Origin of the sequence: Amycolatopsis sp. NPDC059021, assembly GCF_042739895.1 — a bacterium.
Classification (GTDB): Bacteria; Actinomycetota; Actinomycetes; order Mycobacteriales; family Pseudonocardiaceae; genus Amycolatopsis.
This window is the reverse complement of sequence record NZ_JBHYIQ010000026.1, coordinates 82,852-103,456: the sequence shown is the minus strand read 5'-3', so window position 1 is coordinate 103,456 and position 20,605 is coordinate 82,852. Positions and strand designations below refer to the sequence as shown.

Annotated in this window: 20 protein-coding genes; 11 read left to right on the top strand and 9 right to left on the bottom strand. The window is 68.9% G+C overall.

The window, feature by feature from the left end; translation table 11 throughout:
* Window positions 1–134 precede the first annotated feature (134 nt).
* Window positions 135–1,640 carry a hypothetical protein gene (locus tag ACFWX1_RS18020; protein WP_378388586.1) on the top strand — a complete coding sequence of 502 codons (1,506 nt, stop codon included), beginning with the start codon at window positions 135–137 and terminating at the stop codon, window positions 1,638–1,640.
* A gap of 68 nt (window positions 1,641–1,708) precedes the next feature.
* Entirely contained in the window at window positions 1,709–2,302 is a 594-nt protein-coding gene (locus ACFWX1_RS18015; protein WP_378388584.1) for a hypothetical protein, read from the top strand.
* Here ACFWX1_RS18015 and ACFWX1_RS18010 read toward each other — a convergent pair.
* The 3 genes from ACFWX1_RS18010 to ACFWX1_RS18000 form a co-directional block, all read right to left on the bottom strand.
* Window positions 2,280–2,906 (bottom strand): VC0807 family protein, encoded by a 627-nt coding sequence (locus ACFWX1_RS18010; protein ID WP_378388582.1) that lies wholly within the window; start codon window positions 2,904–2,906, stop codon window positions 2,280–2,282. The genes ACFWX1_RS18015 and ACFWX1_RS18010 overlap by 23 nt on opposite strands.
* 106 nt (window positions 2,907–3,012) lie before the next feature.
* Window positions 3,013–3,768 carry a decaprenylphospho-beta-D-erythro-pentofuranosid-2-ulose 2-reductase gene (locus ACFWX1_RS18005; protein WP_378388580.1) on the bottom strand — a complete coding sequence of 252 codons (756 nt, stop codon included), beginning with the start codon at window positions 3,766–3,768 and terminating at the stop codon, window positions 3,013–3,015.
* Window positions 3,765–5,135, bottom strand: coding sequence for an FAD-binding protein (locus tag ACFWX1_RS18000; protein ID WP_378331696.1), 1,371 nt, complete (start codon window positions 5,133–5,135; stop codon window positions 3,765–3,767). The genes ACFWX1_RS18005 and ACFWX1_RS18000 overlap by 4 nt, the downstream gene beginning before the upstream one ends.
* A gap of 134 nt (window positions 5,136–5,269) precedes the next feature.
* Between ACFWX1_RS18000 and ACFWX1_RS17995 the strand changes: the two genes are divergently transcribed.
* Complete coding sequence (locus ACFWX1_RS17995; RefSeq protein ID WP_378388578.1) at window positions 5,270–5,737, top strand: GtrA family protein; 468 nt, start codon at window positions 5,270–5,272, stop codon at window positions 5,735–5,737.
* Between the two features lie 8 nt (window positions 5,738–5,745).
* The gene (locus tag ACFWX1_RS17990) at window positions 5,746–7,671 is read left to right on the top strand and encodes a glycosyltransferase (protein WP_378388576.1); all 1,926 of its coding nucleotides are present in this window, start codon (window positions 5,746–5,748) and stop codon (window positions 7,669–7,671) included.
* 99 nt (window positions 7,672–7,770) lie between these two features.
* Here the strand turns inward: ACFWX1_RS17990 and ACFWX1_RS17985 are convergent, their stop codons facing one another.
* Entirely contained in the window at window positions 7,771–8,016 is a 246-nt protein-coding gene (locus tag ACFWX1_RS17985; protein WP_378388574.1) for a hypothetical protein, read from the bottom strand.
* 141 nt (window positions 8,017–8,157) lie between these two features.
* On the opposite strand from ACFWX1_RS17985, the gene ACFWX1_RS17980 reads away from it, so the two are divergent.
* From ACFWX1_RS17980 to ACFWX1_RS17965, 4 genes are all read left to right on the top strand, one after another.
* Window positions 8,158–8,934, top strand: coding sequence for an ESX secretion-associated protein EspG (locus ACFWX1_RS17980; protein ID WP_378388572.1), 777 nt, complete (start codon window positions 8,158–8,160; stop codon window positions 8,932–8,934).
* Window positions 8,935–9,081: 147 nt separating this feature from the next.
* Complete coding sequence (locus ACFWX1_RS17975) at window positions 9,082–9,558, top strand: hypothetical protein (RefSeq protein WP_378388570.1); 477 nt, start codon at window positions 9,082–9,084, stop codon at window positions 9,556–9,558.
* 5 nt (window positions 9,559–9,563) lie between these two features.
* Window positions 9,564–10,133: a DUF3558 family protein gene (locus ACFWX1_RS17970; protein WP_378388568.1), complete on the top strand. Its 570-nt coding sequence runs from the start codon at window positions 9,564–9,566 to the stop codon at window positions 10,131–10,133.
* A gap of 12 nt (window positions 10,134–10,145) precedes the next feature.
* Window positions 10,146–11,636, top strand: a complete 1,491-nt coding sequence (locus ACFWX1_RS17965; RefSeq protein ID WP_378388566.1) for a hypothetical protein — start codon at window positions 10,146–10,148, stop codon at window positions 11,634–11,636.
* Between the two features lie 94 nt (window positions 11,637–11,730).
* Here ACFWX1_RS17965 and ACFWX1_RS17960 read toward each other — a convergent pair whose 3' ends face one another.
* The 3 genes from ACFWX1_RS17960 to ACFWX1_RS17950 are packed head-to-tail and all read right to left on the bottom strand — an operon-like array spanning window position 11,731 to window position 14,414.
* A complete protein-coding gene (locus tag ACFWX1_RS17960; RefSeq protein ID WP_378327477.1) occupies window positions 11,731–12,639 on the bottom strand; it encodes a glycosyltransferase in 909 nt (302 codons plus the stop codon).
* Complete coding sequence (locus tag ACFWX1_RS17955; protein ID WP_378327476.1) at window positions 12,639–13,454, bottom strand: ABC transporter ATP-binding protein; 816 nt, start codon at window positions 13,452–13,454, stop codon at window positions 12,639–12,641. Before ACFWX1_RS17955 ends, ACFWX1_RS17960 begins: the two co-directional genes overlap by 1 nt.
* Before the next feature lie 3 nt (window positions 13,455–13,457).
* Entirely contained in the window at window positions 13,458–14,414 is a 957-nt protein-coding gene (locus ACFWX1_RS17950; RefSeq protein WP_378388564.1) for an ABC transporter permease, read from the bottom strand.
* Between the two features lie 176 nt (window positions 14,415–14,590).
* Here ACFWX1_RS17950 and ACFWX1_RS17945 point away from each other — a divergent pair, with 176 nt between their 5' ends.
* Window positions 14,591–15,754 carry an epoxide hydrolase family protein gene (locus tag ACFWX1_RS17945; protein WP_378388562.1) on the top strand — a complete coding sequence of 388 codons (1,164 nt, stop codon included), beginning with the start codon at window positions 14,591–14,593 and terminating at the stop codon, window positions 15,752–15,754.
* A 100-nt stretch (window positions 15,755–15,854) separates the two neighbouring features.
* Here ACFWX1_RS17945 and ACFWX1_RS17940 read toward each other — a convergent pair whose 3' ends face one another.
* On the bottom strand, window positions 15,855–16,439 hold the full coding sequence (locus ACFWX1_RS17940; RefSeq protein ID WP_378388560.1) for a bacterial proteasome activator family protein: 585 nt from the start codon (window positions 16,437–16,439) through the stop codon (window positions 15,855–15,857).
* A gap of 134 nt (window positions 16,440–16,573) precedes the next feature.
* Between ACFWX1_RS17940 and ACFWX1_RS17935 the strand changes: the two genes are divergently transcribed.
* Entirely contained in the window at window positions 16,574–17,773 is a 1,200-nt protein-coding gene (locus ACFWX1_RS17935; RefSeq protein WP_378388558.1) for a cysteine desulfurase-like protein, read from the top strand.
* A gap of 171 nt (window positions 17,774–17,944) precedes the next feature.
* Here ACFWX1_RS17935 and ACFWX1_RS17930 read toward each other — a convergent pair whose 3' ends face one another.
* Window positions 17,945–18,922, bottom strand: a complete 978-nt coding sequence (locus tag ACFWX1_RS17930; protein WP_378388556.1) for an NAD(P)H-quinone oxidoreductase — start codon at window positions 18,920–18,922, stop codon at window positions 17,945–17,947.
* An 81-nt stretch (window positions 18,923–19,003) separates the two neighbouring features.
* Between ACFWX1_RS17930 and ACFWX1_RS17925 the strand changes: the two genes are divergently transcribed.
* Window positions 19,004–20,539, top strand: a complete 1,536-nt coding sequence (locus ACFWX1_RS17925) for a M28 family metallopeptidase (protein ID WP_378388554.1) — start codon at window positions 19,004–19,006, stop codon at window positions 20,537–20,539.
* Window positions 20,540–20,605: the final 66 nt, after the last annotated feature.

Sequence of the window (20,605 nt, the reverse complement as noted above, 5' to 3'; positions counted from 1 at the left end):
GGCCTCCTTCACAACGCTCAACGCTGTGAAGGAGGCCTTCACGGCACCGCAGTGACCCTGGGAGCGCCCACCAGCGAAGCCGTGGACCCGGCAGGTCACGAGAAGATCACGATCATTGTGTACGGTGTTCCGTGATGGACACCACCGCCGCTGCCGCGCCGCCGAGGTTCCTCCTGCCGACCTCCGTCGCGGCGAGAGCGCGTTCCTGGCTGCTGCCCGCCGGGGCCGCGGCGGCGTCCGCGGTGGTGTTCTCGCTGGTCAGCGGTCATCTCATCGACGACAGCTACGTCACCCTGTCGTATGCGAAGAACCTCGCCTTCCACGGCCACTGGGGCCTGGTCGAGCAGGGCATCGCCAACACCGCGACGTCGCCGCTGAACGTGCTGGTCCTCGCGGTGGTGGCGTTCCTGGTGCGTGACGCGGTCCTGGCCGCCGGGATCGTCTTCGTGCTGAGCCAGGTCCTGCTGGTGCTCGGGCTGCGGCGCGTCGCCGCCCGCACCGGCGTCACGTCCGCGTTCCCGCCGCTCGCCTTCGCGATGCTGCTGGTGAATCCGCTGTTGCTATCCTCGATCGGGCTCGAGGTCCCGCTCGGCGCCGCCGGGGTGGTCTGGCTGACGGCGTTCGCCATCGAACGCCGTCCCGTCGCGTTCGGACTCACCGCGGGCCTGCTGGTGCTCGTCCGGATCGATCTGCTGCTTGTCGCCCTCGTCGTCTTCCTCGCCCGGCGCAGGTTCTGGGCCGGGGTCTGGCGCACCATGCTGACCCTGCTCGCGGTCACCGTGCCATGGTTCGCGTTCAGCTGGCTCGTCCTCGGCTCCGCGGTGCCGGACACACTGGTCATCAAGATCGCCCAGCCACCGTGGGGCGCGTTCAGCTTCGCCAACGGCCCGCTGCTCTACCTCCGCAGTTTTCCCGCCGCCGCAACACTTTCCTTTCTACCGCTGCTGTTCGGCGGCGTCGCTGGTCTACTGTGGACGGTCAAGCTGCGGGCCGGCTCGGCGCGGGCACGCAAGCTGGCACCCTTCGCCGCGCTAGCCGTCGCCGGTGCGGCGCACTACCTCGTCTATTCCTGGCTCGGCATGCCGCCCTATCACTGGTACTACGCGTCGAGCATCGTCGGCGCGACGATCTTCCTCGCCGCCGGTGTTTGCGAAGTGCCGCAACGTGCTCGCGCCTGGACGGCCATCGCCGCCGGCGCGATCGTCCTCGCCGGTGTCGCCGCGTACGTGTTGCCAGGGCTGCCGCGCCGGTTCGCGCCGATCACCAGCAACCACGCGGCGTCGGCGGAATACCGGCAGATCGGCGAACAGCTCGGTGCGCTGGCCAAGGGCAGGAAGGTCGAGAGCGCGGGTGAGGCGGGCGCGCTGGCGTACGCCTGTGACTGCGAACTCCTGGACCAGTACTCCGATCGCGGCGCCGTCGACCCGGCCATCGCGGCGACGAAGAACCGCAGCGGCGACCTGGCGCGCGCGTTGCTGGAAGCCAACTTCCGCAACTTCGACCACAGTGTCGCCCCCACGACCCCCGACCTCGTGCTCGCCACGACCCGCCGCGCGCCGCCACCGACAGCGCTGGCGAGCTGGACCATCGATTCGCCGTGGGTGGGGACCCAGCGGCTCTACCTGGCCCCGGCACGCTGACCGATACTGCCGGTATCCTCGAAGGGGGTGCGTCGGACACTCCCGGAATTGACCCAGGGGGTGGGCCAATGGGAGCCGTCCGGAGGTATCTGAGCAACGAGCGGCGCGCGTTCGCCAGCATCTGGCTGTTTCTCCGGCGCCGCAAGGACGTCCCGTCCGACGGCGTCGCGCTGGCGTATTCGGGGCCACGCACGCCGATGCTCATCGTGTTCGCCGTGGTTTCGTTCGTCGAGACCGGCCTGTTGTGGCTGATCGATCTGGGGATCGTGATCGACCTCGTCCTGCTGGTGCTCGGCCTCTACTCGGCGCTGTTCGTGTTCGGCATCTTCGCCGCGTCGGTCACCCGGCCACACGTCGTCTCCCCGCGTGAGGTGCGGATCCGGGCGGGTGTCTTCTACGACGTCCGCGTGCCGCTCACGGACGTGCTGAGCCTGCGGCGGCACAAGCAGACCCATCCACCCACGGTGCGGACGTTCACCGGCGGCGAGCTGATCATGCACGAGGACTACGACACCAACCTCGTCCTCGAACTCCGCGAGCCGATCACCGTGACCCGCCCGCTCGGTGGCACCGAGTCGGTCCGCGTGATCCGTTACTACGCCGAGGAGCCCGACATCGCCGTAAGCGCCTTCGACAGCTTCACGCCGCGACAGGCTGCCTGAGCCCGAGGTCGGCCGAGGCGAGCTGACGCCGGGTGAGCCTGAGGCCCCCGACGATCGCGGCGATGGTGACGAGCGCGTCCAGGAACGGCACGGAGTCCACGGGCAGGGTGTAGGCCATCGCCACGACGACTCCGCCCAGCGCGAGGTTCCCGACGCCCCACCACAGGGTGGCGACGCGCCACAGCTGCCGGACCGCCGCGTCGTCGGCCCAGCGCCGCTCCATCGGCTCGGTGCGGCCGGGCACCATCGTCCGCGCCGCGTGGTAGATGAACGGCCTGCTCCCCACCGCGAGGCTGACGAGCATCCAGCCGCCGACCAGTAGCCCGAACCAGGCGTTGCGGATCAGCAGCAGCCGGGGATCGCCGGAGATCAGCGACACCGCGACGTTGACCACCAGCATCGCGAGCACGAACGAGCCCAGCGGGTCGATCCGCCGCTCCCGCAGCGCCACCCAGCCGACGCGCAGTGCCGGCGGCAGGCCGCCGAGCAACAGCGCCCACAGCGCGTCGACGTCGAACGCGCGGAGCACGTAGAACACCGCCATCGGGATGACGAGATCGCGTGCCAGTACCAGGAATCGGGAGTTGCTCACCGGGTTTGTCATGCTCACAGCGTGTCGTGAGCAGGGTGGGCGGCACATCGATACGCGGGTTGGTCTCCGCGCCGCCCGGTTGGATTCCGGTGTCAACCCGTGGGTTGAGACCCGTCGCTCAGATGGGCAGCTTGCGGAAGACCGGGCGGGGCACGTGCCGCAGCGCGGACATCACCAGGCGGAACTGCGCCGGCGCCCACACCAGGTCCTTGCCCTTGCGGGCGGCGTCGACGGCGATTTCGGCGACCTGCTCGGCGGTCTGCGCCAGCGGGGCGTCCTTCAGGCCCGCCGTCATCTTGGTCTTCACGTGGCCCGGCCGGACCACGGTCACCTTGACGCCGTGCGGCGCGAGCGCCTCGCCGAGACCCAGGTAGAAGCCGTCGAACCCGGCCTTGGTCGAGCCGTAGACGAAGTTCGACCGCCGGACGCGCTCACCGGCCACCGAGGACAGCGCGATCACCGTGCCGTGCCCCTGGACCTTGAGCTTCTCCGACAACGCGACACCGACCGACACCGCGGCGGTGTAGTTCACCGTCGCCGCTTCAACGGCCTTCGCGTGGTCCTGCCACAGCTCCTCGGGGTCGCCGAGCAGGCCGAACGCCACGACCGCGACGTCGATGTCGCCGCCCTCGAACGCCTTGTCCAGCACCGCGGGGTGCGAGGCCGTGTCCTGCGCGTCGAAGTCCACAGTGGACACTTCGGCGCCCTTGTCCTTCAGGCGCTGCGCCGCCGCTTCCAGCCGGGGCGAGGGCCGTGCGGCCAGCACGACGCGCAGCGGCTTTTCGGCCAGGTACTTCTCGGCGATCGCCAGCGCGATGTCGGAGGTGCCGCCGAGCAGCAGCAGGGACTGGGGATTGCCAACCGCGTCGATCACAGTTCGAGCCTCCGGCTCATGTCAGAGGCGAAAACGCCCTCGGGGTCGATGGATGCACGGACCTTGCGCCACTCTTCGAGCCGCGGGTACATCTTCGCGAACGTCTCCGGCGAAGTCCGCGAGTCCTTCGCCGTGTACAACCGGCCACCGGCGGCCAGCACCATTTCGTCCAGCTCGTTGCACAGCGTGCCCAGTCCGGACTTGATCGGGAAGTCGAGGCAGACCATCCAGCCGGTGTCGGGGAACGACAGCGGCGCCCGGTTGCCCTTGCCCATCTGCTTGAAGACGTTGAGCGCCGAGTAGTGCCCGGAGTGCGCGACCTTCTCCACGATCCGGCGGAGGCTCTCGTTCGCGCCGATCGGGGTGCTGAACTGGTACTGGAGGAACCCCTTGCTGCCGTAGCCGCGGTTCCACTCCCCGACCAGGTCGAGCATGTGGTAGAAGGCGGTGATGTTCTGGATCGCCCCCCGGCCGTGCTTCGGGGTCGACCGGTAGTAGAACTCGCCGATCGCGCTCAGCGAGAACTTGTTCATCAGGCCGTTCGGGAACACGTCCGGCACTGTGAGCAACTGCGGTGCCGAGAACTTCAGCGGTTCGGCCCGCAGCTTCGGCGGCAGGTCGTCGAGCTTGGCGAGCGAGCCGCGGGCGAAGGCGCCCCGGCCGAGCTTGCGGCCCTTGTTGATCGTGTCGAACCAGACCGACGAGTAGGTGTAGTTGTCGTCGGAGCCGTCGCTGATGAGGGCGAGGGTGCCGTCGAGGTCGTCGGTGCGGTCGTTGTCGACGATGAAGTACGCGGACTCGGTCTTGGTCATCCGGATCTTGGCGCGCACGATGATGCCGGTCAGGCCGATCCCGGCCACGGTCGCCCAGAACAGCTCGGACTCGGGGCCCTCCGGCGTCAGCGTCCGGATCTTCCCGTCCGCGGTGACCAGGTCCATCGAAACGACGTGGTTGCCGAAGCTGCCCGCGCTGTGGTGGTTCTTGCCGTGGATGTCGTTGGCGATCGCGCCGCCGATGGTGACCTGGCGCGTACCGGGCAGCACCGGGACCCACAGGCCGAACGGCAGTGCCTCGCGCATCAGCGTGTCCAGGCTGACGCCCGCGTCGAGGTCCACGATCGCCGAGTCCGGGTCGATCGAGTGGATCCGGTTCAGCGCGGTCATGTCGACGACAAGGCCGCCCGCGTTCTGCGCCGGGTCGCCGTAGGAGCGGCCGAGCCCCCGTGCGATGACCCCGCGCTCACCCGCTCTCGTTACTGCGCGCGCGATGACCTCCACGTCGGGGGTGCTCAGCACGTCGGCGATGGTCGGTGACGTCCTCGCCCAGCCGGTGAGCGTCTTCCGCTGTGTCTCGGGTGCTTGGGTCACCCGACCAGGGTAGCCACGCCGAACACCGCCCGGAACGTGACCCTGAAGTGCCCGCTTCTACACTTTGCGCATCAAGGCACAAGCGCCCAGGTGGTTGAAAGCGACCGCGAATCGAAGCCGATGAGGTAACAGCAGTGGTGGCGACTGATCCGCAAGCCGATGCGACGGCAGTGACGCCGTCTAGTCCCGGGCTGCTCGGGCAGCTCATCCGCTTCGCCCTCATCGGGGGGTTCTGCGCCCTCGTCGACCTGGGCACCTACTCCTTGCTGCGCGCGGTCGGGATGGACGCGACACCGTGGGTGGACATCGCCCGCGCGATCAGCTTCATCGTGGGCACGACCACGGCGTTCTTCCTGAACCGGCGGTTCACCTTCGCCGGTGGCAGGCGGGGCGGAGGCGCGCAGATCGGCGGGTTCGTGCTGCTCTACGCTGTGACGTTCTTCGTCGCGGTCGGCATGAACCGGTGGATGTTGCACCTGCTGCCCGAGTCGGCGTGGAAAGCCACACTCGGTTGGGTGATCTCGCAGGCAACCGCCACGGTGATCAATTTCGTCATGCTCAAGTGGGTCGTTTTCCGTGAACACCCGGTAAAGGAGAACTGAGGATTCTTATGCCCGGTAAAGCAGTAGCCACCGGACAGGCCCCGAGCGTCGACGTGAAGGTGGCTGGGGAGACCACGTTCACCGAGCACACTCCCCAGGGCAGGCTGACCGCGCAGCGTGGGTTGTATGCGGGTCCGGCTCCGATTGTGAGCAAGGATCTGTATGCGGAGCTGGAGTGGGGCTCGGCGGTGCGGGATCGTGGCGGGGTGACGGTGGAGCCGTCGTCGCGGGTGTCGGGGAACACGTATTTCGGGCGGTTCCCGGCCAGTTACTGGCAGCGGTGGACCACGGTGACCGAGGTCGCTGTGGAGGCGGTTGTCACGGGGGACGGGCAGCTGTCGATGGGTGCCTCGGATGTCGAGGGTGAGCCGCGGGTGATCACCGCCGAGCAGGTCACGGGCGCCAAGCAGCAGTTGGTGACGTTGACGGCGAAGCTGGACAAGTTCTACGACGGCGGCGCGCTGTGGCTGGACTTGGAGACCGAGGGTGGGCAGACGCTGCGGGTGGAGCGGGTCCGCTGGACGGTGGAGGCGCCGGAGAAGATCCGGCCGACCGCGGTGACGATCTGCACGATGAACCGCGCCGATGACTGCCTGAAGAATTTGCAGGCGCTGGCGGCGGATGTGTCGTCGCTGGACACGCTGGACGCGATCTACGTCGCCGATCAGGGCACCGATCTGGTGGAGTCCCGTGACGGGTTCGAGCAGGTCGCGAAGGACCTGGGGGAGAAGCTGCACTACATCAAGCAGCCGAACCTCGGCGGTGCCGGTGGGTTCACGCGGGGCCTGTACGAGGTGGCCGGGCACACGGCGACCGAGCACGCGAACGTGTTGTTCATGGACGACGACGTGTTGCTGGAGCCGGATCTGGTGATCCGGATGACGGCGTTCTCCAACCGGCAGGCGAATCCGATCATCGTGGGTGGGCAGATGCTGAATCTGCTGCACCCGAATCAGCTGCATGTGGGGGCGGAGTACGCGAACCTCAACACGCTGGAGCCGGGCAAGCCGGTGGAGCATTCGCTGGAGACGGCGGATCTTTTGGGGATCGATGAGGAGACGTTGAAGCCGAACCGGCAGGATCGGCGGCTGGATGCGGGGTATAACGGGTGGTGGTCGTGCCTGATCCCGTATGAGGTGGTCAAGGCGGTCGGGTATCCGATGCCGTTCTTTTTCCAGTGGGATGACGCGGAGTATTCGTATCGGGCGCGGGCGGCGGGGTTCCCGACGGTGACGTTGCCGGGTGCGGGGGTGTGGCACGCGGACTTCCACTGGAAGGACTGGGATGAGTGGCACCGGTATTTCAATCTGCGGAATTCGATCATCACCGCGGCGTTGCATTCGCCGTTCAACCTGAATCTGCTGTCGCGGGTGCTGGTGGCGCAGATCGTGCGGTATCTGCTGGGGATGCAGTACGGGCTGACCGCCACGCTGCTCAAGGCGGTGGAGGACTTCCTGGAGGGCCCGGAGGTCCTGCGTGATGGCGGGGTCGCGGCGATGCAGGAGATCCGCCGCATCCGCGATGCCTACCCGGAGACCAAACGCCACAAGGCCACCGACGTGCCCGGCATCGCCTCCAACGACATCGGCATCATCAACGCCGCGCCGCGGCCGAGCCTGCAGCGCCTGGTGCTGATCAAGCGGATCCTCGACCGGGTCCTCGGCCGTACCCGGTTCTCGCTCGGCGCGATCCCGAACGACGAGGCCCACTGGTGGCACATCGCGCAGTTCGACACCGCCGTGGTCACGGACGCGAACCAGGAAGGCGTGCGGGTCCGCTCCTACGACAAGGCGAAGATGATCGACCTCGCCCGCCGGAGCGCCAAGGTGATCAACCGGCTCCGCAAGGAAGGCGCCGCCGTCCAGGAGCAGTACAAGCGCGCCATGCCCGAGCTGACCTCGCGCGACAACTGGACCCGTCTCTACGGGCTCTGAGCCAAGCCGCACACACGCCGAAGGCCACCGTCGAGGGACTCCGCGTCCCCCGGAGGTGGCCTTCGGCGTGTCCGGGGAACCCAGGCCGCGCGGCGGAAATCAGCTGTGCAGGCCGAAGACGGTGGACTTGCGGTTGAGGTCGTCGATGTAGGCCGCCGCGACATGGGCGAAGTTGATCGCCACGGTCGAGCCGTCCTTCGTGCGCACGGTGGTGACCGTGCCTTCCTTGACGAGGTCGGTCAGTTTCTCTTCCAGAGTCCCGGAATCCTCCTGCGTGAGGGCGAACAGGAGTGGTTCGCCGCCGGTGGCCAGGTGCAGCACGAGCGCGGGTTTGGGTTCTGCCATGCGTCCATCGCACCAGCGCGTGATCACCCCGGCAAGCGGGTTCGCGCAGAGCTGAGTGGTCCCGGCGTCCGGCTGCGCCGCTCCCGTGGCGTGGTCTACCGTTTCCCCGAGAACCGGACAGATCCGCAGGGGGCAAAGGCGATGCCGCATTCGTTCTCGCTGTCGCTGGCAGCGGTGGACATCCTGACCGAGCTCCACGATCTCGGCAGGGCACCCATCCCGTTCCAGGTGCCCCACGTCGGGACGACGGTCGAGCAGCGGGCGATGATCCGCGAGGCGGTACTGCGTGATCTCGACGGCCGCGGCATGCTCCAGCGGGGCAGGCTGGACGCCGACATCGAGCTGGCGCTGACGACCTTCGTCCGCGGTGACCTCGCCATCACCGCGGCCGCCCAGCTCGACGACCGTCAGCTGTTCGCGAGGGTCGCCTCGAACGGGCGATTCGCGGTGCTGGTCCGGCAGGACGAGAACCTCCTGGTGTTCGAGGAGACGAGGCCGACCGGCATCGTGGCCGCGATCGTCGACCTGCTGCCGCTGACCCCGGCCGCGCCGGGACAGTCGGTGACCATCGCCCGGCCCGCGCCGCAGCCGCAGCGCACGCAGCGTCAGGACGACAGTTACGATCCGTTCGCGGGAGTGAACGCTCCGCGGTCGCAGTCCGGCACGTCGCAGCTGCGGATGGTCGAGCGGATCTTCGAGAAGCCGAAGCAGCGGATCGGCCAGTTCACCGCCTACGTCCGGGGCGGCAACGGCAAGGACACCAGCCTGCCGACGCTGGCCTGGTTCGACACCGAGGCCGGCCGCTATCTGATGACCAGCAACGACGCCGCCGACGGCCAGCGGTGGCTCACCTACGCGCCCGCCGACAACGCCCGGATCGCCCAGCAGCTCTACACCCAGCTCGAGGGTCATTTCTAAAGGCGCGGGAACCGGCCGTCGCCCGGTCGCGTCGTAGTGCACGGTGACTGAGCGGTGCTCAGGTGAATCGGATGAAAGCCCGTTGCACAGTGTGCCCGGCTAGTAGACTGCGGGGCGCAGACGCACGGGCGAGGATATGGGGCGGCGATGAGTTTCCAGGCTGATTCAGGTGGCGGGGCGGTCGGCCAGGGAATCATGGCCGCGGGGGCTGCCGCGTTCGCTGCCGGCGGGATGAACATTCAGGCCGTCAAGGCCGTCACCGACGAGACGCAGAAGCTCGTCAACGCGGCCAAGAGCGGTGGTTTCAAGATCACCGCCGCCGGTGTGGAGCCGCTGCGCAAGGCGCTGAACGACATGGCCACCAAGCTCGACAGCCTCAAGGGCAAGACCCAGGTGCTCTCCCAGGCCCCGCAGCTCGGCAGTCACCCCTACGGGCACACCGTCGCCGCGCACGACCAGAAGGGCGCGGCCGAGGCGGCCGGGTCGGCCCAGCAGGTGCTGCAGCAGTTCAGTTCGGTGCTCAAGCAGGCCGACGAGGCGCTGGCCAGGGCCGCCGGTCTTTACAAGGAGACCGAGCAGCGCGCGGCGGACCTCTCCAAGTCCGTCAAGACCCTCGAGGCCTGAGGCCGATGCGGAACCTGCTCCTGCGCTCCACGTTCGCGCTGGCCGCGGGCGCGTTCGTGCTCGCGGGCTGCTCCAGCCAGCAGTCCGGCACCGCCTCTCCGGCGGGCACGGCGTCCGGCGGGCCTTCCTCGCCGCCGGCGTCCGCGAGTGGCCTTCCCGGTGGCGGCACGGCGTCGCTGGACCCGTGCACGCTGGTCAGCGGGTCGGATCTCAGTACGTATGGCACTTTCGACGGGCCGACGAAGCAGGACGTCGGCGCGGGCGCGCGGGACTGTCAGCTCGTGCGCCAGCGGGCGAACGCCTCGGATGACACGCTGACCGTCGACATCACGGTGCGGGACAATGCCGGGCTGGACGCGCTGCCGGACAACGGCGGCGGCAAGAAGCCCGGAACCATGACGAGCGGCCGCAAGGCCATCCAGGCGCCGCAGCCGCCGGAGGGCTGCGTGCTCGCGCTCGCGGTCGGCACCGGCTCGCGGGTCGACGTCTCGATCGTGTCCGCTGATTCGGCCAAGGCCTGCGACATCGCCTCGAAGGTCGCCGACGTCGTCGAACCCAAGCTTCCCAAGGCGTAAAGGGGGACCAAGATGAGCACGCCATCGGCCAAGACACCCGACCTGACGCAGCGCCAGGTCGCCGAGTTGTCCCCGGCCCAGCGCGACGCCTACTTCGACAAGAAGGCGCAAGAGGGCGTCGACAAGGACAACTGGCTCTTCGGCGTCATCCAGACCTGGCTCGCTTCGGGTAAGGCGAAACAGCAGTCCACCGAGGTCGGGGACAAGAACGTCAAGGACCTCACCACCGGCCGGGACGTCGAGTACGTCAAGGGCCTGCACCCGTCCGACGCGGACTACCTCGGGCACGAGCACACGCAGCTCAAGGGCTACCTCGACCAGAACCTCAACGTCGAGCAGGTCTCGAACGTCTCCAACGCCTACTTCGACGTGCACAAGGCGTTCGAGCAGTTCGCCACGACGATGACCGAGGCGGTCAACAAGTCGAAGGGCACCTGGGAGGGCGCCGCGGCGGGGAACGCGCAGGCCTACTTCACCAGCCTCGGCAAATGGGCCGACGCCAACTCCCAGAACGCGAAGCTGGCTTCGGAAACCACGTACGACCAGGGCACCGCCGCGGCCAACGCGAAGAACAGCATGCCCAAGCCGATCCCGTTCAGCTGGGGCGACGAGTTCAAGTCGTGGGCGACGTCGAATCCGTTCAACCTCGGCGACAACATCGACAAGTCGATCCAGAAGCAGCAGGACAGCAACAAGGCACACGAGGACGCGGCCCGCGTCATGTCGAGCTACGACAAGCAGCTCTACGAGGCCGCGTCGAAGCAGCCCGTGTTCGCCGAGCCCCCGAAGTTCAGCGTCGGCGGAGGTGGCAAGACCGAGCCGTCCGACAGCGACAAGAACAAGGGCGGCGGGAACAACACCGGCAACGTCAACATCCCCGGTGGCAACAACTTCAGCGGCAACACCGGCGGCGGTGGCTCCGGCGGGGGCGGCTCGTCGATCCCCGGCGGGTCGGTCAACATTCCCGGCGGCGGTTCGTCGATCCCCAGCGCGCCCGGCTCGATCACCGGATCGGGCCACCTGCCGGTGGGCAGCGGCACGGCTCCGTCCGGCTACGTGCCGCCGAGCCCGTCGCTGCCGACGCCGAACAACGCCAACACCGCCATGCCCATGGGGATGGGCCCGATGCCGATGGGTGGCATGGGGCCGATGGGCGGCATGGGTGGTGACGCCGAGTACAACAGCAAGGTCGGCCGTGGCGGCGGCTTCGGCCCCGGTGGCGGTTCGGGTTCCACTCCGGGCGCCGGTGCCGGTTCGGGTGCCGCCCGGCCCGGTGGCATCGGCGCGGCCGAGACCGCCGCGGGTCGCGGCATGGGTGGCCTCGGCTCCGGCGCGGGTGGCCGCGGTGGCATGGGCGCCGGTGGCATGGGCGGCGCTCGTGGCCAGCACGGGGAGGGTGACGAGGACACCGAGCACCAGCGTCCGACCTACCTCGTCGAGGGTGACCCGGACGAGGTCTTCGGTACCGACATGCGGACCGCGCCCCCGGTCATCGGCGAATAGCGTTCACTACGAAAGCCGCCCCGTCCCGGAAAAGGGACGGGGCGGCTTTTCGTGTTCCGGAGTGCGTGCTCGTCCACAGTGGACGGAGCAGCGATCAGTAGCGGAAGAACTTCTCCTGCCGGCCCTGGCGGACCAGCTTCAGCCACTGCAGAAATGCCTTCGGATCCCGCTTCACACCGACGAAGTAGAGGCCGAAGCGGATCACTTCGAGCGCGCCGATCTTGCGCATACCCGGCTGGGAAAGCAGGTAACCCCGGTTGCGGTAGGTGTAGTAGCGCTTGACCTCGTTCTCGGGGTCCTGCGCGTGGAACTTGCCACCCAGCATCGGCTTGAACTCGTCGGAGCCGTCCGGGTGCAGGTAGGTCGCCTTGAGCGAGGTGCCGAACGGCAGCCCGGACCTGGCCAGCCGCCGGTGCAGTTCGACCTCGTCGCCGCGGAAGAACAGCCGCAGATCCGGCACGCCCACGACGTCCAAAGTGGACGCCCGGAACAGAGCGCCGTTCATCAGCGAGGCGATGCCGGGCAGGAAGTCGGTGCCGAGCTCGGCCGAGGAGCGTTTCCAGGTGAGCCCGCGGCGCAGCGGGAAGGCGAGTTTCGCGGGCGCGTCGATGTTCGCCACCACCGGCGAGATCTCGGCGAGTCCGCGTTTTTCGGCTTCCTCCAGCAGCGTCGCGAGGACGTGCTCGTCGGCGGGGCGGCCGTCGTCGTCCGCCAGCCAGATCCACTCCGCGCCGAGCGACAGCGCGTGCAGCATGCCGAGCGCGAACCCGCCGGCGCCGCCGAGGTTCCGGTGCGAGGGCAGGTACGTGAAGGGCAGCGGGTACCCCTCGACGACGTCGCGTGCGGACTGGTCCGGCCCGTTGTCGACCACCACGAGGTGATCGACCGCGCGGGTCTGGGCGGCGATGACCTTGAGCGAGTCCGCGAGCAGTTCGCGCCGGTGTCGCGTGACGACCACGCCGACGACGGCGCCTTCGGGCAGCTGCCGGGTCTCGCTGGTCATTACTCTCCGCCGTTCGTCGTCGCCACCGGCTCGATGCCCAGGCGCTCCAGGGTTTCCTTGCCCATGTCCTCGAAGGGGTCACGGCCCTTGTACCCGGTGAGGACGTCTCGCAGCGAACCGCGTTGCTTGATGTGGCCTTCGTCCATCCAGAGCGCGGAGTCGCACAGTTCGAAGAGGAACTCGTCGGCGTGGCTGGCGAACACCAGGATGCCGGAGCGCTTCACCAGGTCCTTGAGCCGGTCGCGAGCCTTGTTGAGGAAGGCCGCGTCGACCGCGCCGATGCCCTCGTCGAGGATCAGGATCTCGGGGTCGATCGAGGTGACCACGCCGAGCGCGAGCCGGACCCGCATACCCGTCGAGTACGTCCGCAGCGGCATCTTCAGGTAGTCGCCCAGCTCGGTGAACTCGGCGATGTCGTCGACCCGCTTCTCCATCTCCTTGGCGGTCATGCCGAGGAACAGGCCGCGGATGATGATGTTCTCCTCGCCGGAGATCTCCGGGTCCATCCCGATGCCGAGGTCGAAGACGGGCGCGATCTTGCCGACGATCCTCGCCGACCCGCGGGTCGGCTCGTAGATTCCGGCGAGCAGCCGCAGCAGGGTCGACTTCCCGGCGCCGTTGTGCCCGACCAGCCCGACCCGGTCGCCTTCGCGCAGGGTCAGGCTCACATCGTGGAGGGCCTCGATGATCGGCACCTTGGTGTCGGTGCCGATCTTGCCGCCGACCTTGCCGAGGACCTTCTTCTTCATCGATCGCGTCTTGGCGTCGAAGATCGGGAAGTCCACGAACGCGTTGTGAACGTCAATGCTGACCATGTGTCACACCCAATACGAGACGCGTGCGCGGTAGTTGCGCATGGCGACGAGCGCGAGCGCCCAGCCGACGATGGTGATGGAGCCGACCACGATCCAGTTGCCGACGGTGAAGGACTGTCCGAGCAGCGGGGCACGGACCACCTGCATGAAGTGGTAGAGCGGATTCGCCTGGATGATCGGCAGGACGACCTTCGAGAGGCCTTCGCGGGTCCCGCCCGCGAGCAGCTGGTCGACCGGCCAGACGATCGGAGTGCCGTAGAACATCAGCTGGATCAGGGAGTTGATCACCTGCGGGATGTCGCGGAACCGGGTGGAGGCGATGCCGAGCAGCAACGTCACCCAGCCCGCGTTGAGCGCCAGCAGGAGGAAGCCGGGGATCGCGAGGAAGATGTTCCAGCTGAGCCCGGGATGGCAGAGGTGGGTGGCGTCGCAGGCGCCGTGCTGGGTACCCAGCGAGTACGGGTTGTCGAGGGTGGCGAAGAAGATCGCCACCACGATCACGTAGACGATCAGGTTGTGCGCCAGCAGCAGGGTCTGGCGCCACACCGTCCGCAGCGCGTACACGCTCAGCGGTGCTGGGAGCTGTTTGATCAGCCCCTCGTTCGAGATGAACGTCTCCATGCCCTCGGCGAGGCAGCCGCTGATGAAGCCCCAGATGATGAAGCCGGTGGACAGGTAGGGGAGAAACACCGCTACCGACAGGTGGAACAGCTGCGAGTACAGCAGTCCGAGGCCCAGCGCGATGACGGCCTGGCTGATGGTGATCCAGAACGGCCCGATCACCGAGCGGCGGTAGCGCTGCTTGATGTCCTGCCAGCCCAGGTGGCCCCAGAGTTCGCGGGCCCGGAACCCGGCCTTGATGTCGGCGAAGGCACGCTTGAACGTCTTGCTGTCCGACACCGGGTGGACCGGTGCCGCGACGCTGGATTCGGCTGTGTGAACCGTGCTGGTCGCATGCACGTGGACGAGGGTACCGATGGGGTGAGCGGCGCTGGGTTCGCCCCGCCTTCTGGTTGTAACCGGTACGTCTCCGGTACGACACGAAGCGTGTTCCGTGCGGTCCGTCCGGGCGTACCTTGGTGCGAGTCCGGGTGCGAGCCGGTCGAATCGGGCACCGATCTTCCTAGGGTGGGCGAATGACGTCCGAGATCAGGCCGTTCCATGTCGACATTCCCCAAGCCCAGCTCGACGATCTCGCCGCGCGGCTGGCGAACACCCGCTGGCCCGATCAGCCCACCGGCCTCGGCTGGCGGCTCGGCGCGCCGGTCGATTACGTGCGTGAGCTGGCCGAATACTGGCGGCTGGACTTCGACTGGCGGGCCCGCGAGCGGTGGCTCAACGAGTTCCCGCAGTTCACGACGACAATCGATGGCGCGAACGTCCATTTCACGCACCTCCGCTCGCCGGAGCCGGACGCGGTGCCGCTCCTGCTCACCCATGGCTGGCCGGGGTCGTTCGTCGAATTCCTCGGCATGGCCGGGGCGCTGGCGGATCCGCGGGCGCACGACGGTGATCCCGCCGACGCCTTCCATGTCGTCGTGCCCTCGATCCCGGGGTTCGGCTTCTCCGGGCCACCCACGGATCCCGACTGGGGCCCTGAGCGGGTCGCGGACGCGTTCGCCGAGCTGATGAGCGGGCTGGGCTACGAGCGCTTCTGCGCACACGGCGGTGACTGGGGCGCGATCATCACGCGGCAGCTCGCGGTGCGGCATCCGGAGCGGCTGCACGGCGCGCACGTGACGACCATGCTGGGCGCGGTGGCGAAGACCCCGGCCGATCTGGAGGGGCTCACCGGCGACGACCGGGCGCGCGCGGAGCTGTCACTGGCCAGGTTCGGCCGGTTCACCCGGGACGGCATGGGCCATGTGTTCATCCAGGGCACCAGGGCGCAAACGCTTTCCTACGGCCTGACCGACTCGCCGTCAGGTCAGCTCGCGTGGATCGCCGAAAAGTTCCGGACGTTCTCCAGCATCGACGCGGACAGCGCTGACGTCGTAGATCGCGACACCCTGCTCACGAACGTCGCGATCTACTGGTTCACCGCGACCGCGAACTCGTCGGCGCGGATCTACCAGAGCGCGCTCGCCGCCGTGGGGGCGCAGCCGCCGTCGACGGTTCCGACAGCCCTCGCGCACTTCCCGGACGACACGACCCTGCCGGTCCGGGCCCTCGCCGAGCGGACCGACCCGATCGTGCGCTGGACGGAGTTCGACCGCGGTGGTCACTTCCCGGGGCTGGAACAGCCGGACCTGCTACTCGGCGATCTCCGTGCCTTCTTCCGCGAGGTCGCGCGGCGATAGCAAAGGTCCCTTGCTCCCGCTCCACCCCGGGCCGAAATGCCGTTAAGGCCACCTTACGGGCGTCAGACGCCCGCAAGGTGGCCTTAACGGCTTGTGGTGACTACAGGTACTGGCCGGTGCCGGAGATGCCGTGGCCGTGGCCCTCGCCGGGTGCGGCCGACGAGCCGGCAGGCAGTCCGCGGCGCATCTGCTCGAGCTGCACCCGCGCGGCCATCTGCTGGGCGAACAACGCGGTCTGGATGCCGGAGAACAGCCCCTCCAGCCAGCCGACGAGCTGGGCCTGCGCGATCCGCAGCTCGGCGTCCGACGGCGTGGAGTCCTCGGTGAACGGGCGGACCAGCCGCTCCAGCTCGTCCTGCAGTTCCGGGGCGAGGGCCTGCTCCAGTTCGCGGACGGAGGTCTGGTGGATCTCGCGCAGCCGGTTGCGGCTCGCGTCGTCGAGCGGTGCGGCGCGGACCTCCTCCAGCAGCTGCTTGATCATCGTGCCGATCCGCATCACCTTGGCGGGTTCTTCGATCAGCTCGCCGACGCCGTCCGCTTCGGCTCCGCCACCGTCGGGGGAGAGTCGCGCGGTGCCCACCGGCGTCCCGTCCGGGCCGACCACCACCACGTGGGGTGAGGCCTCGCCGCCGGCGTCACCGGCTGTGCTCGTTTCCCGGGGGTTCGGCTCCGTCATGTGCTCCATCCTGGCGTGCGGCCGATACGTCGGCGCATCGGGTGCTCGTGTCCGTCTCCGAGAGTAGCGGCAAACGTGCTGTGATGTGGCCTTCTGCCCAACCCCGGGCGCGACGCGGAACGGCACGACCGTACGGTGTCCCCATGGCGTTCGACGTCGCTCGTATCCGTGGGTTGTTCCCCGCACTGGGTGACGGCTGGATTCATTTCGACGGCGCCGCCGGAATGCTCGTCCCGGAACAGGTCGCTTCGGCCGTTTCCACCGCGATGCGGGCTCCGGTTTCCGGGCCGGGCGGGGCGTTCCCCGCCTCCCAGCGCGCGGAAAGCATCGTCACCGCGGCTCGGCGCGCGGTCGCCGATCTGGTCGGCGCGGACCCGGGCGCCGTCGTGCTCGGGCCGAGCGCGCCGGTGCTGTTGCGCCGCCTCGTCGACGCGCTCGCCGAACGCTGGACGATCGGGGACGAGATCGTCGTGTCCCGGCTCGACGAGCAGGCGAACCTGGCGCCGTGGCAGCGCGCCGCGAAGCGGGTCGGCGCGGTCGTCCGCTGGGGCGAGATCGACATCGAAACCTGCGAGCTGCCCGCCTGGCAGTACGAGAACCTGGTCACGGCGCGCACCAAGGCCGTGGCGGTCACCCTGGCCTCGGGCTCGGTCGGGACGCGGCCGGACGTGCCGACGGTGATCGAGTTCGCCAAGCGCGTCGGCGCGCTGGTGGTGGTCGACGCCACCTACGCCGCGCCGTTCGTCCCGCTCGACCTCAACGCGCTCGGCGCCGACGTGCTCGTGGTGTCCGCGCAGGCCTGGGGCGGGCCGTCGGTGGGGGCGCTGGTGTTCCGCGATCCGGAGATGCTGGAACGTATCCCGTCGGTGTCGCTGGACCCGCTCGCTCGCGGCGCCGCGCGCCTGGAACTCGGCCCGCACGCGTACCCGTTGCTCGCCGGGCTCATCGCCTCGATCGACTACCTCGCCGGGCTCGACGACGCGGCATCGGGGTCGCGGCGCGAGCGGCTGGTCACCTCGCTCGGCTCAGCGAAGTCGTACCACGCGGGCCTGCTCGCGCAGCTGGCCACGGAGCTGCGCTCGATGCAGCACGTGATGGTCATCGGCGACGCGATGCGGCGCATCCCGGCGCTGGCGTTCGCCATCGCCGGCCGCAAGGCGCCGGAGGTCGCGGAGTACCTGGCGTCGCAGGGATTGTGTGCCTTCGCCGACGACGGGACGAGCGGCGTCTTCGCGTCACTCGGCGTCGGCGAGGTCGGGGGAGCGGTACGGATCGGGCTCGCGCACTACTCCAACGTCTTCGAGATCAACCAGCTCGTGCGTGTCCTGGAAGAGCTGCGGTAAGCGCGTTCCCCGTACTCGCGGGGCTGGTCCGCGGTCGCTGTGCACCAGACCCTGGCTGCCGACATGCTTCCTCGCGCCGGCGGGGATGAGCCAGAATCCGCGGTGTCGCACTCGCGATTCCGGCAACGTTCCCCGCGGCGGCGGGGATGACCTCCAGGACCCCTTGCGCGGTCAGGATTTCGCGGCGAGCAGGACCTTGCCGAACACCGAGCCGTCCTCCAGCGCGCGATGCGCGTCGGCGGCCTCGGCCATCGGCACGACCTGGCCGACGATCGGCTTGACCGAGCCCTGTTCGACCAGCGGCCACAGCCGGGCACGGACGTCGGCGACGATCGCGGCCTTCTGGTCCAGCGGCCGGGCACGCAGTCCGGCGGCGAACACGCTGGCGCGCTTGCCCAGCAGCTTCCCGACGTTCAGCTCGCCCTTGACGCCGCCCTGCATCCCGATGATCACCAGCCGCCCGTCCATCGCCAGCGCGCTGAGGTTGCGGTCCACATAGGACGCACCCATGTTGTCGAGGATGACGTCCGCGCCGTGGGTCTGGTTCTTGAGCACCTCGACGAAGTCCTCGTCGCGGTAGTTGATGGTGATGTCGGCGCCGAGCTGGCGGCAGCTCTCCAGCCGCTCGGCCGAGCCCGCGGTGACCGCGACCGTCGCGCCGAGGGCCTTGCCGACCTGGATCGCGTGCGTGCCGATGCCGCCCGCGCCGCCGTGCACCAGCAGGACGTCGCCCTCGCCGAGCTTGCCGTGCATCACGACGTTCGCCCACACCGTGCAGGCGACCTCGGGCAGCCCGGCCGCGGCGATCGTGTCGACTTCGCCGGGGATCGGCAGCAGCTGTCCCGCCGGGACGACGACCTTCTCCGCGTAGCCACCACCGGCCAGCAGCGCGCACACCTCGTCGCCGACCTGCCAGCCTTCGACGTCCTCGCCGAGTTCGGCGATCGTCCCCGAACACTCCAGGCCGAGGATTTCGCTGGCTCCCGGCGGTGGTGGGTACACGCCGATCCGCTGCAACAGGTCCGCCCGGTTCACCGCGCTCGCCGTGACGTCCAGCAGGACCTCGCCGGGGCCGGGTGACGGGTCGGGCACCTCGGTCCACTCGAGAACTTCGGGTCCACCGGGCTCACGGATAGAGATCGCGTACATGCCGTCGACTGTATCCCGGGGGCAGGGGAGTGCGCCGAATGCCGCATTGACGTTGCGGACACCGGGAACAAAGGTGTCACCATGTCACATAACCGAAGAAGATTCGTCGCGCCGATGGCTCTTGCCGCCTGCGCCACGCTCGCTCTGGGGGCGACACCGGCCGCGGCCACCGGGGAACCGGACGGACCCGCGCTCGCGAAGCAGCTCGTCAAGAAGGTCGGCGTCGCCGGGATCAACCGGCATCTCGTCGCGTTCCAGCGGTTCGCCGACACCAGCAACGGCACCCGCGCGGCCAGTACGGACGGGCACAAGAAGTCCGCCGAATACATCGCGACCAAGCTCGAGGCCGCGGGCTACGACGTCACGCGGCAGGAATTCCCCTTCACCTACAGCGAAACCCTCGCCGAGAAGCTGACCGCCGCCGGCGGCGACGTGCCGGTCATCGCGATGGAGTACACGAAGTCGACGCCGGTCGGCGGCATCACGGCGCCGCTCGCGGTCGTCCCGGTCAGCGACGCGACCGGCTGCGCGGCCACCGGCTACCCCGACGTCACCGGCAAGATCGCCCTGATCAAGCGCGGTGGCTGCTCGTTCGCGCAGAAGCAGCAGTCCGCCGCGGCGGCGGGCGCGATCGGCGCGATCGTCTACAACAACGAGGCCGGTGCCCTCAACGGCACGCTCGGCGGACCGGAGAACGCCAAGATCCCGACCGGCGGGGTCACCCAGGCGGCCGGGGAAGCGCTTGCCAAGCAGGGCGGCGTGTCGGTGACGCTCGAGCTGCGTGCCTTCCAGGAGGCGCGCACCAGCTACAACGTCCTCGCCGAGACCAAGACCGGGCGCAAGGACAACGTCGTGATGCTCGGCGCCCACCTCGACAGCGTCCCGGCCGGGCCGGGCATCAACGACAACGGGACCGGTTCGGCGACCCTGCTCGAGACCGCGCTGCAGCTCGGCGGCAAGCCGAAGACCAACAACGCCGTCCGGTTCGGGTTCTGGAGTGCCGAGGAGTTCGGCCTCGTCGGCTCGAAGTACTACGTCAATTCGCTGAGCTTCGAGCAGCAGCTCGATCTCGCGCTGTACCTGAACTTCGACATGACCGGCTCGCCGAACGCCGGGTACTTCGCCTACGACGGTGACAATTCGGACAACGTCGGTGCGGGCCCCGGCCCGTATGGTTCGGCGCAGATCGAGAAGACCTTCGTCGACTACCTCGGCTCGAAGGGTGTCCAGGTCGAGGGCACCGACTTCACCGGCCGCTCCGACTACGGCGGCTTCATCGCCGCCGGTATCCCGGCCGGCGGGCTCGACACCGGCGCGGAGGGCCTCAAGACCGCCGCGCAGGCCGCGAAGTGGGGCGGTACGGCGGGCGTCGCGTACGACCCCTGCTACCACAAGGCCTGCGACAACCTGGGCAACGTCGACCGGGTCGCGCTGGACCGCAACGCCGACGGCGTGGCATGGGCGCTCGGCGTCTACGCGACCAGCACGGAGACCATCAACGGCGTCGCACCGGGCAAGGCCGCCAAGGCCAAGGCCCAGCGGGCCGCCGAACGTGGCGCGCAGCGGCAGTCCCTGGCGCCCGCGGGCACCATGGACCCGCACCACACCGCCGCGTAACAGGTCATAACGGTCCGTGGGGGGGGGGGGGGGGCGGCGCGGGCTGCGGGGGGGTGGGGGCGCCCG